The organism is Geobacillus sp. FSL W8-1251 (assembly GCF_038005945.1).
GTDB lineage: Bacteria > Bacillota > Bacilli > Bacillales > Anoxybacillaceae > Geobacillus > Geobacillus stearothermophilus.
In genome coordinates, this window is record NZ_JBBOUF010000001.1 from 2,784,080 (window position 1) to 2,796,749 (window position 12,670).

General features: G+C 54.9%; 15 protein-coding genes and 2 pseudogenes. 11 read left to right on the forward strand and 6 right to left on the reverse strand.

The features are described 5' to 3' along the window. The first annotated feature begins 41 nt into the window (after positions 1-41). The 3 genes and pseudogenes from sigX to NSS88_RS14720 all read left to right on the forward strand — a co-directional run bounded on the left by sigX (position 42) and on the right by NSS88_RS14720 (position 2,743). A pseudogene (sigX, locus tag NSS88_RS14710) lies at positions 42-576 on the forward strand (RNA polymerase sigma factor SigX). Next, the gene (locus tag NSS88_RS14715) at positions 554-1,654 is read left to right on the forward strand and encodes a hypothetical protein (protein WP_061580574.1); all 1,101 of its coding nucleotides are present in this window, start codon (positions 554-556) and stop codon (positions 1,652-1,654) included. Before sigX ends, NSS88_RS14715 begins: the two are co-directional and overlap by 23 nt. Before the next feature lie 276 nt (positions 1,655-1,930). Beyond that, entirely contained in the window at positions 1,931-2,743 is an 813-nt protein-coding gene (locus tag NSS88_RS14720) for a histidinol-phosphatase (RefSeq protein WP_033010517.1), read from the forward strand. 285 nt (positions 2,744-3,028) lie between these two features. Here the strand turns inward: NSS88_RS14720 and serA are convergent, their stop codons facing one another. The 3 genes from serA to NSS88_RS14735 form a co-directional block, all read right to left on the reverse strand. Continuing rightward, on the reverse strand, positions 3,029-4,603 hold the full coding sequence (gene serA / locus NSS88_RS14725; protein WP_047818613.1) for a phosphoglycerate dehydrogenase: 1,575 nt from the start codon (positions 4,601-4,603) through the stop codon (positions 3,029-3,031). 221 nt (positions 4,604-4,824) lie between these two features. After that, positions 4,825-5,328: an inorganic diphosphatase gene (locus NSS88_RS14730; protein WP_020754674.1), complete on the reverse strand. Its 504-nt coding sequence runs from the start codon at positions 5,326-5,328 to the stop codon at positions 4,825-4,827. Between the two features lie 176 nt (positions 5,329-5,504). Then, on the reverse strand, positions 5,505-5,753 hold the full coding sequence (locus NSS88_RS14735; RefSeq protein ID WP_049626684.1) for a ferredoxin: 249 nt from the start codon (positions 5,751-5,753) through the stop codon (positions 5,505-5,507). Positions 5,754-5,988: 235 nt separating this feature from the next. Between NSS88_RS14735 and NSS88_RS14740 the strand changes: the two genes are divergently transcribed. From NSS88_RS14740 to NSS88_RS14760, 5 genes and pseudogenes are all read left to right on the forward strand, one after another. After that, positions 5,989-7,035: a helix-turn-helix domain-containing protein gene (locus NSS88_RS14740; RefSeq protein ID WP_033013972.1), complete on the forward strand. Its 1,047-nt coding sequence runs from the start codon at positions 5,989-5,991 to the stop codon at positions 7,033-7,035. Then, positions 7,023-8,546 (forward strand): RecQ family ATP-dependent DNA helicase, encoded by a 1,524-nt coding sequence (locus NSS88_RS14745; RefSeq protein ID WP_061580575.1) that lies wholly within the window; start codon positions 7,023-7,025, stop codon positions 8,544-8,546. Before NSS88_RS14740 ends, NSS88_RS14745 begins: the two co-directional genes overlap by 13 nt. Beyond that, positions 8,530-9,118: pseudogene (locus NSS88_RS14750) on the forward strand (lysostaphin resistance A-like protein). Before NSS88_RS14745 ends, NSS88_RS14750 begins: the two are co-directional and overlap by 17 nt. 4 nt (positions 9,119-9,122) lie before the next feature. Further along, positions 9,123-9,629 (forward strand): LysM peptidoglycan-binding domain-containing protein, encoded by a 507-nt coding sequence (locus tag NSS88_RS14755; protein WP_033013975.1) that lies wholly within the window; start codon positions 9,123-9,125, stop codon positions 9,627-9,629. Between the two features lie 109 nt (positions 9,630-9,738). After that, on the forward strand, positions 9,739-10,188 hold the full coding sequence (locus NSS88_RS14760) for a YpbF family protein (RefSeq protein ID WP_055358568.1): 450 nt from the start codon (positions 9,739-9,741) through the stop codon (positions 10,186-10,188). A 27-nt stretch (positions 10,189-10,215) separates the two neighbouring features. Here NSS88_RS14760 and NSS88_RS14765 read toward each other — a convergent pair whose 3' ends face one another. From NSS88_RS14765 to NSS88_RS14775, 3 genes are read right to left on the reverse strand one after another with little or no spacing between them, the layout of a single operon-like run. Further along, positions 10,216-10,785, reverse strand: coding sequence for a manganese catalase family protein (locus tag NSS88_RS14765; RefSeq protein WP_033010523.1), 570 nt, complete (start codon positions 10,783-10,785; stop codon positions 10,216-10,218). 33 nt (positions 10,786-10,818) lie between these two features. After that, positions 10,819-11,079: a spore coat protein CotJB gene (locus tag NSS88_RS14770; RefSeq protein ID WP_031408620.1), complete on the reverse strand. Its 261-nt coding sequence runs from the start codon at positions 11,077-11,079 to the stop codon at positions 10,819-10,821. Positions 11,080-11,085: 6 nt separating this feature from the next. After that, positions 11,086-11,301, reverse strand: coding sequence for a spore coat associated protein CotJA (locus NSS88_RS14775; protein ID WP_341085184.1), 216 nt, complete (start codon positions 11,299-11,301; stop codon positions 11,086-11,088). A 108-nt stretch (positions 11,302-11,409) separates the two neighbouring features. Between NSS88_RS14775 and NSS88_RS14780 the strand changes: the two genes are divergently transcribed. From NSS88_RS14780 to NSS88_RS14790, 3 genes are all read left to right on the forward strand, one after another. Further along, complete coding sequence (locus NSS88_RS14780; RefSeq protein ID WP_044730990.1) at positions 11,410-11,802, forward strand: hypothetical protein; 393 nt, start codon at positions 11,410-11,412, stop codon at positions 11,800-11,802. Positions 11,803-11,838: 36 nt separating this feature from the next. Then, positions 11,839-11,979 carry a hypothetical protein gene (locus NSS88_RS14785; RefSeq protein ID WP_369813960.1) on the forward strand — a complete coding sequence of 47 codons (141 nt, stop codon included), beginning with the start codon at positions 11,839-11,841 and terminating at the stop codon, positions 11,977-11,979. A gap of 96 nt (positions 11,980-12,075) precedes the next feature. Further along, positions 12,076-12,666 (forward strand): genetic competence negative regulator, encoded by a 591-nt coding sequence (locus NSS88_RS14790; protein WP_033013981.1) that lies wholly within the window; start codon positions 12,076-12,078, stop codon positions 12,664-12,666. Positions 12,667-12,670 lie beyond the last annotated feature (4 nt).

Here is a 12,670-nt window from a genome sequence, read left to right on the forward strand (position 1 = left end):
TTCGGCTTTGGTCCATGGAAACGAATAGGGGGAGAGACACGATGGACCCCGTTTTTGAACAGTTGTACGAACAATATCACGATGATTTTTTTATATTACATGGTGCGAAATCGAGAGCATGCCGAAGATTTAGTGCAAGAAGTGTATGTGAAAGTGCTGCGTTCGTACAAACGGTTTAAAGGGCAATGTAGTGAAAAGACGTGGCTGCTGTCCATTGCGCGCCATGTGGCGATCGATTTTTTTCGCAAGCAAAAACGACGCCAGTGGGTGAAGGCATCGGAGTGGAGCGAGGAGCAGCTCGGCGCTGACGAGCCGATGCCGGAGGAAATCGCGATTCAAAACGAGGAAATTCAACTCATGTACCGCTGCTTGGCGCGCTGCACGGTCGACCAACAGCTTGTGCTCGTCCTCCGATTCATCCAGTCGCTGTCGATTGCTGAAACGGCAGCCGCGCTCGGCTGGACGGAAAGCAAAGTGAAAACAACGCAGCACCGCGCGCTGAAGGCGCTGAAACAACATATGGAGGAAGAGGCCGAACGGGAGGAGTGGCGGCATGAAAAAATTTCCCTGGAATGAGCGATGCATCGAACATAGCCTTGAGCAGCTGCCCATGGTGAAAGACCGGCGCACAAAAGAAGATGTTTACGAACGGCTTCAGCGCACCCAGCGCAAGATGCGCTGGAGACGGCGTTGGCTTTCGGCGGCATCGATGGCCCTCTTTCTTGCGGTTGTTGCTGTCGGAATGAATGCGGCCGCTCCGGAGCGCGCGGAACAGCAGCAGCGATCCTCTACCGTCAAAACGCTAGGAGCCGAGAGCGCTCCCCCCCAAGTTGAGACGATAATGGCCGCTGATGCGACGCCGGCGCAGGAAGATGCCGGCGTCATGGTGGTCGGCTTGCCTGATGCGGCAAACGGCCGGGTGGTGCCAGTGGCGGTTCCGCTCAGCGGCCGATTGGCCCCCGAAGAGCGGTTCACGGCAGCGCTGCGCGTGCTTGGGCGCTCTCCGCTGCGGGCGGCGTCCGCTTGGTTTGATGGAGTGGTCATTCAGCCGGCCGCCGGGGGGACGGGGGAATGGATGGTGCACGTCCCGGCTCAGCACCGCGTGTTTTCGGCCAGCCGCAAAGAGCAGAAGCTGTTTGTCGACGCCCTCGTCGAAACAGCGCGGCAAATGGGGGAGCGGCGCCTCCGCTTTTTCACCGGAGAGAAGGAAGGGCTTGAGTTGCCGGCGCTCGGAATGGTAAAAGCGACAAAAATCAAGGAGCGGCAGCGAATGTATTATAAAAACAGCGCTTCGTTCGGCTATACAGTGCTCGTTCCGGCGCCGGGCAGCGCTCGCACGTTTTCGAAGGCGCTGAAGCAGATGAAAACATCGACGATCCGCGGGCTCGAGCCGGCCATTCCGCCGGGAGTAAACGTGGAGCTGGCTGATATGGATGCGCGGCATGCGATGGTCCGGATTCAGCTGACCGCTCAGCCACATGAAGAGGACGCGGCGCGCATGGCGGAGGCTGTGCTGCTGACAGCGAAAGAGTTTGGCTTCCGTGAGGTGACGTTTGCGGCTGACGGGTTGTCGAACTTGGGCCCGTATCCGGTTGGAATGCGAATCCGCGTGCCGGCCGGGCCGAACGCTCTGTTGATGGCGGCCGGCTGGTAGCCGCCGCCGTTTGCGTCGTTTTGTTACGATCTTCACTTTGTTGTTCTATCGGAGATGATATTGGCATAAGACATATATGGCGCAAAGAAGGCAAGGAGGGGTGGCAGATGGATGATCTCATGACACGGCTCTTGGCGGTCGCCGGCGTCGCGGTATGCGTCGGGCTGTTGTTTCTCGTCGGCGCGAACGGATGATTGGGTGATGATTCGCCAAACGGTTGTCCTTTCTTGCGGTGATGCGTTATAATGAAAAAAACAGCAGGAGGGGAGAAACACTGTGCTGACTGATTATCACAACCATTTGGAGCGGGGGACGCTGACGCTCGATTATTTGCGCCAGTTCACCGATGAAGCCGCGAAAAAAGGCATTCAGCATTTTGGCATTTCCGAGCATGCGTATCATTTTTACCAAACGAAAAACATTTTGTCCAACCCGTGGGTGGAGGCGCGCCGGTGCTACGATATGGCCGACTATGTCCGCTTGTTCCACGAAGCGTGGGATGCCGGAATCGACGTGAAAATGTCGATTGAAATGGATTACACTCCCGGCAAACATGAGGAAATGGCTGCGTTTATCCGCTCGTACGAGTTTGACTATGTCATCGGTTCGATCCATTGGGTCGACGATTTCGGCATCGACTTAGTCGAGTTCCGCCGTGAATGGGAACGGCGCGATTTGTATGATACATATCGCAAATACTTTGACCAAGTCGTAACGCTCGCCGAGTCGAACTTATTTGATATTATCGGCCATTTGGATTTGGTGAAAATTTTTAAATACGTTCCGGAAGATGAAGAGTTTTTGCTTGAGCAATACGACCGGGCGACGACAGCGCTCGCCAATTCGAAGACGTGCGTCGAGATCAGCACGGCCGGGCTGCGCAAGCCGGTCGGCGAGCTGTATCCCGATCCGCGGCTGCTGCAAATGTGCTATGACAAAGGCATTCCGATCGTGTTGTCCTCGGACGCGCACGTGCCGGGCGATGTCGGCGCCGACTTTGACAAGGCGGTTGAACTCGCCCGCAGCGTCGGCTATACCGAACTCATGACGTTCTCGAAAGGCGAGCGGAAAGCGGTGCCGCTCGGTTAAGCAGCTCACATTTCGCACCTTGAATAAAAATTCGAAATAAGCCCGATTTGACCGAATAAAAATTAGTTATTTTACAATTTTTGTATAAAAATTATTTTGATACGAATATCCGGGGTGTTTTTTTGTATATTATGCAAAGGTTGCGAAATATGAGAAGCAGAATGGACGGCGGAAGCAGGCCGCCATGCACAGAAGGCAGCCATGGGCGCCTGTTGCAAGGCGCTGCGCCGCCAACGATGAAAAAAGCAGGCTTCCCGTTTGGGAACCCTGCTTTTTTTGTTTTCGTTACGCTTCGAGCCGTTTGACGGTTTCAATATCGTCAATTTGCGCCAGCGCTTTTAATACCGCGTCATCGACTGGTTTGTCGAGCGATAGGATCATCATGGCTTTTCCGCCCGCTTCTTGGCGGCCGACTTGCATTGTGGCGATGTTGACGTTATGCGCCCCGAGCACGTTCCCGACTTTCCCGATCATCCCCGGGCGGTCGTGGTGCTGAATGTAAAGGAGATGGCCTTCCGGCGCGAAATCGATCGTGACGCCGTCAAAATGGACGATGCGGTCGCCGTAGTTCGGCACATGCGTTCCTTTGATCGTAAACGTTTTGTTCTCGCCATGGACAGTGAGCGAAATGCAGTTTGCATAGCCGTGCGTCTCATCAGAGAATTTTTCGCCGTATGTGATGCCGCGCTCTTTGGCGACCATGGCGGCGTTTACCTCATTGACGGTGGAAGCGACGCGCGGCCGCAGGAAGCCGGCAAGCAAGCTGCGAGTGATGTACGTCGTTTCCAAATCGGCGACCGTGCCGGCGTAGGTGACCGACAGCTCTTGAACCGGAATGTTCATAAACTGCGAAGCAATTAAACCGAGCTTTCGGCCTAAATGATAGAATGCTTGAATTTTCTCATAGACGTCTTTCGACAGCGCCGGCAGGTTGATCGATGATGTGACCGGTTGCCCTTCAAAAAAGTGGAGCAGCTCTTCAGCGACTTGGGTGGCGACGTTCAGTTGCGCTTCAACCGTCGACGCCCCTAAATGCGGCGTAACGATGACATTATCAAACGCCAGCAGCGGGTGGTCGCCCGGGGGCTCCTGTTCAAAGACGTCGAGAGCGACACCGGCGACATGGCCGCTTTCCAAAAACGGAATGAGCGCCTGCTCATCAATAATGCCGCCGCGAGCACAGTTGATTAAGTATACCCCTTTTTTCGTCTTTGCCAAATTTTCCGTGCCAAGCAAGCCTCTTGTTTCTTTCGTCAGCGGTGTATGAACGGTGATGATGTCGGCGACTGCCAGCACCTCATCAAGTGAATGGATGGAGACGCCGAGCTTCTCCGCCCGCTCTTTCGTCAAAAACGGGTCGTAGACGTGCACGGTCATGCCGAACGCCCGTGCCCGCTTTGCTACTTCTGATCCGATGCGGCCGAAGCCGATGATGCCCAATTTCTTGCCGAACAGCTCGTTGCCGACAAACGCCGAGCGGTTCCATTCCCGCGATTTGACAGAAATGTGCGCTTGCGGGATGCGGCGGACGAGCGCAGCCATCATGGCAAACGTATGCTCTGCGGCGGAAATCGTATTGCCGTTCGGCGCGTTAATGACGACAATGCCGCGTTTCGTCGCGGCGTCGACGTCAATGTTGTCGACGCCGACCCCGGCGCGGCCGACAATTTTCAGCTTCGGCATTTTCGCCAACAATTCTTCCGTCACTTTCGTTGCGCTGCGCACAAGCAAGGCGTCAAACGTGTGCAATTCGTCCTCCGCTTCGCTCACGTTTTTTTGAACGATGTCGATGTGCGCCGATGTGCGGAGCGGCGCCAAGCCTTCTTCGCTAATGGCGTCGGAAACGAGTACGCGAACCACAGCAGATGCCCCTTTCTGTTTCGAAGATGTTAAATTTCTGATAATTTAACATAGCAAAGCGCTTTCTGTCAATGGAAAGCGAAGAAGTCATACCAATGACAACGCTTTCTGTTTTGGGGAATGTTCGTGTTTCCAAAAGAAAACCGCCCATATCCAAAGATATAGGCGGGATTGTTCGGAAATAGCTGAGGTTCGCATTGGATGTACAACGTTTTAGGCGATTATTTTTTGTTTTGTTCGTTGTAGCGGGCGATGCACTCATCGATCAGTTTTGCCGCAGCTTCCGGCCCTTCCCATGTGCCGATTTCCGTCCGCTTGCCTTGCAAGTCTTTGTACCGTTCAAAGAAGTGGGCGATTTCTTTCAGCTTGTGCTGCGGCAGGTCTTCAATCGAGCGGACTTCATCAAAGCGCGGGTCTTCGACTGGCACGCCGATGAGCTTCGCGTCCTCCTCACCGCTGTCGACCATGTTCAAAAAGCCGATGACGCGCGTATCGATGACGCAGCCCGGGAATGTCGGATTCGTTGTGATGACCAAAATGTCGAGCGGGTCGCCATCGAGCGCCAGCGTATTTTGCAAGTAGCCGTACTCAGCCGGGTAAAACATCGGGGAGTACAAGACGCGGTCGAGTTTGAAAACGCCCCGCTCTTTGTCGAACTCGTATTTGTTTTGGCTGCCGGTTGGAATTTCGATAAACGCTTCGACAATTTTATTTTCGAATGCCACAACCCGTTCCTCCTTTTTTGGTTGTTATGTACGCATGAAAACTCGCCCGCCGGCGCCCAGGGCGGGCAAGACAATCTTATTGTAGCATGTTCCCTTGCGGCGCGCCACTTGTCAAATGGCATTTTTTCACGCTTTCGTCAAAAAACCCTCTTGCCGATTCGGCAAGAGGGGAGATTTCAGTCGAATTTATTTGGATCGCCGTTAAACGGCTCGTCAGCGACTTTGATCGACTCGGTCGGGCAGCCTTCAAACGCATCCATCATATCGTCGATTAAAATGTCCGGCACTTCGACAATCCCTTGGTTGTCGTCAAGCGTGACGTAGGCAATGCCGTCCTCGTCATAATCGTAAATATCCGGAGCTGCCGCGCCGCATGCTCCGCAGGCAATACATGTTTCTTTATCGACAATCGTATACTTTGGCATAAAAATCGAACCTCCCCAATTTTTTGGAAACGGACGGGTCATCTCCGTGTTACCTGCTCGGAAATGAACTTTTCACTTTTTTATAATAAGACCGTTCGTCCCGCTTTTCAACTAAAAAATTGCTCTCCTGTATTTTTACACATATGTCCCTTGTTTATTTTTGTTCCAAAATCGTTTTTTCATTGCAAACGGCTTGTGCGATTTTTGTTACAATAGAGGTGGGGAGGAATCAAAGATGCGGCACGGTTACGCCTCGTTTTTGCTTGCCCACTGCTTGCGCCGCCTAAACGGTGAACGGACGCTGGCAGCGGTGTACCATTTGTTGTCTGGAAAAAAATCAGCCCAGACGCTGCAAGACTGCAAATGGTTTCAACTTGCGCCGTTTTTCGGCACATGGAAAGACGTGACGATGGACCGATTGGAGGAGGCGGCCCTCGTGCTCGTTCGGAAGCAGCGGGCCGCGCCCGTCCATGACCGGACATATATATTGACGGAAAAAGGGCGGCATTGGCTCGATGAACAGGCGGCATCGTTCCCCCGCTATGTGAACGGCTGGCGCTACCATGAGGTCGAGCCGCTTTTTTGGCAGCGGCTGTCGCTCATTGGGCAGACGCTGTCCAACCTCTCCCATGGACAGCGTTTTATCCCCATTTGCCGCGACGAGCGGACGCTGTTATGGGTGAAGCAGTATTTGCTGGGCAAGGGATCGCGCCAAACGTTGGCGCGGGCGCTTTATGACGAGCTCATCCGGCTGCTTGCGGCTGTTTCTGAAGAAGCGGCGACGGTGTTTGCGCTCCGGCTGACAAGCGCCCGCCGCATCGGCTGGACGGCGGAGCAAATTGCCGCTTGGCTGCAAAAGGATGTGCTGTATGTGCAGTTTCAGTTTCGCAACGCGCTTCATTATATGATGGCTGAAGCCGAAGCCGGGCGCGCCCCGGTGATGGCCGAGCTGATGGCCGGGCTGGCGCCGGTGCAGCTGACACAATCGGCGCAAAAAACGTACGAATGGCTGCAAAAAGGAAAGACGATCGACGAAATCGCCGCCCTTCGGCGCTTGAAAAAAAGTACAATCGAGGATCATGTCGTCGAGTTGGCCGCCAATGTGCCCGATTTTTCGATCGACCCGTTTGTCGCCGCTGAAAGGGCGGCGGCGATCCAGGCCGCGGCGCGGGCGCTCGGGACGCGCAAGCTGAAGCGTATTCGCGAGGCGCTTGGCGGAATAGCGAGTTATTTTGAAATTCGGCTCGTGTTGGCAAAGGAAGTGGGACGTTGGATGAATTAACGAAAACATTGCTTGAGCGGTTCGGGCACGCGTCGTTTCGGCCCGGACAGCGCGATGTGATCGAAGACGTGCTCAGCGGGCGCGATGTGCTGGCGATGCTGCCGACTGGAAGCGGCAAATCGCTTTGCTATCAGCTGCCGGCGTATTTCCTCCCGGGGAGCGTGCTCATTGTCTCGCCGCTCGTCTCCTTAATGGAAGATCAAGTCGAGCAGTTGCGCCGGCGCGGTGAAAAGCGCGTTGTCGCGTTCCATAGTTTGCTCGATGCGGAAGAAAAATGGCAAGCCCTCGCCTCGCTTCCAGATTTTCGCTTTATTTATGCCTCACCGGAAATGCTGCAATCTGAAACGTTTTTGGCGGCGCTCCGGCGCGCTCGTGTTTCGTTGTTTGTCGTCGATGAGGCGCATTGCATTTCACAGTGGGGTTATGATTTTCGCCCGGACTTTTTGAAGCTCGGAGCGGTCCGCCATGCGCTCGGTTCGCCGCCGTGTCTGGCGCTGACGGCGACGGCTACGCCGGAAGTGCAGGAGGACATCATCCGCACGCTCGGGATGGAGCGGACGCGCCGCCATATTTATTCCGTCGACCGCCCGAACATCGCCTTGGCGGTGGAACATTGCTTATCGGTTGAGGACAAAGCTGCGCGCTTGGCCGAATGCGCGAAACGGCTCCGAGGACCGGGGATCGTGTACTTTTCAAGCCGGCAGTGGGCTGAAGAAATGGCGCGCCGGCTGGCGCAAAACGGGGCGGGTCGGGTCGCCTATTACCACGCCGGCATGGATGGGGAACAACGGCTGCTTGTGCAGCAGCAGTTTTTATATGACGAGCTCGACATCGTTTGTTGCACAAGCGCGTTCGGCATGGGGGTGGACAAAGGAAACGTCCGTTTTGTGCTTCACTTTCATATGCCGGCCCAGCTTGAGGCGTATGTGCAGGAAATCGGGCGCGCCGGGCGTGATGGGGCGCCAAGCCTTGCGGTATTGTTTTACGCGGACGGCGACCGGGCGATCGCCCAGGCGGTCGCCGAAGCGGAGCTTCCCGACTCGACTGCGCTCCGCGAGTGGTGCCGGCGGCTGCCGGAAGACGCCGTCGGCGGTGGATGGCGCGCTATGGTTGATGCCGGCGGATTTACGGACATACAAAAACGGCTGTTGGCGTACTTTTTAGAATGGGGACAAACAGCGGCGCCCGAACAGCTGACGGCCGCGGCGAAGGAGCGGCTGTATGAACGGATGGCCGCTGCCATCGAGGCGCGGCGGCGTTGGAAGCGAAAAAAATTGCGCGAAATGGAGGAATGGGTGCACGCCTCTTCATGCCGGCGCGCGGCGATTGTCCGCGCGTTCGGGGAGGAGCTATCGAACAAACCGGATGCTTGCTGCGACAACTGCGGCCTGGAGACGGATCGTTTCATGGCGGACGGCCGCCGTCCCGAGCCGGCGCCCGTCCGGCCTTGGCGCGAGGAGCTATGGCATATGTTTTTTGGCGGGAGGCGGCGCGATGAGGCGGCAAAGTGAACAAATCAAACAGATGACAGACCGCGAAGTGCTCATCCATCTTTATATCACGCAAGGGTTGCTGCTGCTTTTGGCCGGCGGCAGCTCGCTGTTTTTATTTGCTCGGGAGGAGTGGCGTCGGCTTTGGCAGTTTGAGCTGCGCGATGTGCTCGTGTACGGAGCCGGCGGGGCGGCGTTCGTGCTCGCTGCCGAGTTTTTGGCGATGCGCTATTTGCCGGACGATTGGCATGATGACGGCGGCGTCAATGAAAAAATATTCCGCGGCCGCTCGATTCCGCATCTCTTTTTTTTTATGTGCGCTCATTGCGGTGACGGAAGAATGGCTGTTTCGCGGCATTGTGCAGACGCATTGGGGGCTATGGGCGGCAAGCGCCATTTTTGCCGTGCTGCACGTCCGGTATTTGGAAAAATGGTTTTTGTTTATGGTCGTCGTGCTGCTCAGTCTCTTTCTCGGCGTCCTTTACGAGCAGACTGACAGCTTATGGGCCGCCATCACCGCTCACTTTTTGATCGATTTTGTGCTTGCCTTACATGTTCGGTTCAAACGGGGGGCAGAGGAAGAAAGGGAGTGAAGCGATGGAAGAGGCATCGGGTCGCCTGGCGCGGAAAAAACGCCCGGCGTCAAGCGCGGGGGCGCCGCCATCGCGCCTAAAACGGCGGCGGCAAAAAGAGGAGCAAAAACGAAAATACATTCCCATCCGTTTGCTCGCGTTTTTGTTTTTAACGCTGCCGGCTGCGGTGACGGCTGTTTACTATGCCCAGTCAAAGCCTGGAACGATCACAGTCGTCCGCCATGAAGAAAGCGGCAGCCGGGAGACGGTGCGCATTATTCAAGAAGATGGCGCGAAGGCGGAACAAACATCAGAGCCGAAGCGCGCCGCGGGTGACGGGGCAAAAAGCGAATCCGACGCGCAGACCATCACCCATGTGGTGGCGGCGAACGAAACGCTCTATAGCATTGCGATGAAATATTACGGAACGCCTGCCGCCATGGAGATCATCAAAAAAGAAAACGGCTTGTCAACGAGCCGGCTCGAGCCGGGGCAAACGCTGCGCATTCCGTTCCCCGCTCAGACGGAATAAGCGGTTGCGCCCGCCGGCCGAAAAAATGGCCGCGCGCGTTCCCCTTTGTTCTAATCTGTCTGTTGCCCGCATATGATGGACAATAGAATACGGACAAGGGGAGAGCGCCATGACCCGGTTTCCGGATGAATTTTCCCTCGATGAAGTGACAAAAGAAATGTTGCTTGCCGTCATTGAAAAAAAGAAAAAATGGGAGCGGCTTGAAAAGCGGTCGACGCTTTTGCAGGCGGCCGCGTTGGCCGGCTTGGCCGCGTTCCTTCTTTATATCATTGCCAACGCTGCAGCGATCACGGCGTGGAGTGAACGATTCGCCTGGTTTTTTGCCGCCCCGGCCCACCTTTTCATCTTGCTCCTGTTATGTACGGTGTATTGGCTGGCTGTTTATTATTATAAAGGAAAAAGTGAAAAGGCGGAAAACGACTTTCATGCCCTCCGTTGCGAAATTATCCAGAAAAGCATCGATTTATGGAAAAATGAAGAACAATGGAATGGGCGTCACCGGCTGTTTGAATGGCTGAAGCGGGAGTACGACATCAACCTATATTATGAAAACGGCTGAATGGGAGCCCATCCAGCTGTGCTTTGTTTAGAATATTTTTTTCTGGTTGCGCTCTTCTTTCAAAATTTCCACTGCTTCGCGGAATCGCTGCGCATGAATGATTTCCCGCTCGCGCAAAAAGCGGAGCCCATCGTTTAAATCCGGATCGTCGCTCATGTTGATGATCCATTGGTAGGTGGCGCGCGCTTTCTCTTCAGCGGCGATGTCTTCGTACAAGTCGGTGATGGGGTCGCCTTTTGCTTGAATATACGTCGCCGTAAACGGGTTGCCGGCGGCGTTATGGTAAAAGAGGGCGCGCTCATGATCGACGTAATGAGGCTCAAGGCCGGCTTCTTTCAGCTGCTCCGGCGTCGCGTCTTTCGTCAGTTTGTACACCATTGTCGCGATCATTTCCAAATGAGCGAGTTCTTCGGTGCCGATGTCGTTAAGCAGCCCGATCACTTTCGGGGGCAGCGTATAACGCTGGTTTAGGTAACGGAGCGCCGCCGCCAGCTCTCCGTCCGCCCCGCCGTACTGTTCGATTAAATACTTCGCCAATCGCGGGTTGCACGTGCTGACGCGAACCGGGTATTGCAGTTTTTTTTCATAAATCCACATGATCCGTTCCTCCTTGCGTTCGTGATGAATCAGCTACACTTGCCAAGGCCAAGGCGCGTCGTCCCAGTTCCACGGGTAGTTCGAATAGCTATGGCCGAACTGCTCAAGCGGGCCATAGGCGGCTTCAAACTGTTTTTTCAGCTGCTTCCGCTTTTGCGCGAGCTGGTTAAACTGTTGAATGGCTTGATAATCGTTCGGGTGGGTGTCCAAATAAAGCGTCAGCTCGACGAGGGCAAAATCGACGGCTTGCAGCTCCTCAAGCTGCTCGTAATACTCCTTGGGCATTTGTTTCATGAACCATCACCTTTTCCCTTCGTAAGGGCTGTAGTAAGGATCGTAACACACTTGCCAGAGCGTTCCTTTCATCAACGCCTCGCGCAGCGGAAACTGCGGCAAATTCGGCGGTTGGAAGCCGACATACAAGTTGGGCGCGGTGACGTACGTTTTGACGCGGATCGGCGGGCACGGGTCAAACGGGCTGATGTACGGCTCATATTGTTTGCGCGTCGTAAACATAAAACCCCCCCCTTTTTTGGCAAAGTTCAGTCTATATGTATGATGGAGCCATGTCGTTCATGCCTGTTTGCCATGACGAATAATGAGGATCGGGCTAAGGAGGAAACCATGGGCCGTCTATCGATGACCGCCATGGCCGCTGTTTTGTGCACGTATTTGTTTTTTCGCTGGCTGCCGCCGCTCGAGCCGTTCTCGCTGGAGCGGTTTTTGACCGATTTGCTGTTTGCCCCGCTGCGGACATGGCTTGCGCTCGTTTGCTTTTGGTTCGGGACGGCTGCCAACGGGGCGCTCATCCGCGCGGCAGTCGGCGGGACGGTGCGCCTGTTGTCCGGCCGGCGGTTTCGTGTCGGGGAATGGGTGGCTAGTTTGGCGGCGCTCGGCCATTTTTATTGGGCGTTTCGGTTTCATTGGCCGCTGGCGGCGCTTTTTTTCGTTTTTTCCTTTTTTTATGGTATGATGACGATGAGAGACCGCCGATTGACCAAAGATGATCGGCTTTAGCAGGAGGGAGGGCTCAAATGGCAGGGCAGCACGGCGGTGTTAACGAGTAACGGCTACGGGACGACCGGGGTGCCGCTTCGCCTCGGAGCGCCGGCAGAGACTCATCTCATCACGATTGTGCCCGGAAAACCGACACCCGAGAAAAAATGCTTGTCTAAAACCGGGAAAACGATGTAAACTCATTAATAACAATAAACACAATAAACGAACCAATTGCCGATTGCGTCATACAATAACGGTAAGAGATGGCTCTGTAGGTAAGGAGGGGTGTCGATGCGTCTTGAGCGCTTGACCCACAACAAAATTAAAATTTTCTTGACGTTTGACGATTTGCTGGACCGCGGGTTGACGAAAGACGATTTGTGGAAGGACACGTTTAAAGTCCATCAGCTGTTCCGCGATATGATCGAGGAAGCGAGCGAAGAGCTCGGCTTTGAGGTGAACGGATCGATCGCGGTCGAAGTCTACTCTTTACCGGCACAGGGCATGGTCGTTATCGTCACGAATGAAGGCGACTACGACGACATGGAAGAAGAATTCGCCGACGATTACATTGAGATGCAGGTAACGCTCGATGAGAGCGATGACATATTTTACGAATTCCAAGCGTTCGAAGATGTCATCCAGCTCGCTCATCGCCTGCATGCGGTCGGCTGCCTCGACGGCACGCTTTATTCGTACCAAGGCCGCTTTTACTTGCACGTTGCCGAGGAACCGCCGATTCCGCTCGACAACTTTGTCGCCTTGCTGGCCGAGTTTGGCAACCCGGCCACGATAACGATACACCGTGTGCAAGAATATGGAAAACAGTTGATCGAACGGCGCGCCATTGCGCAGCTCGTTCACTATTTTCGGGCCAACTAGGGCG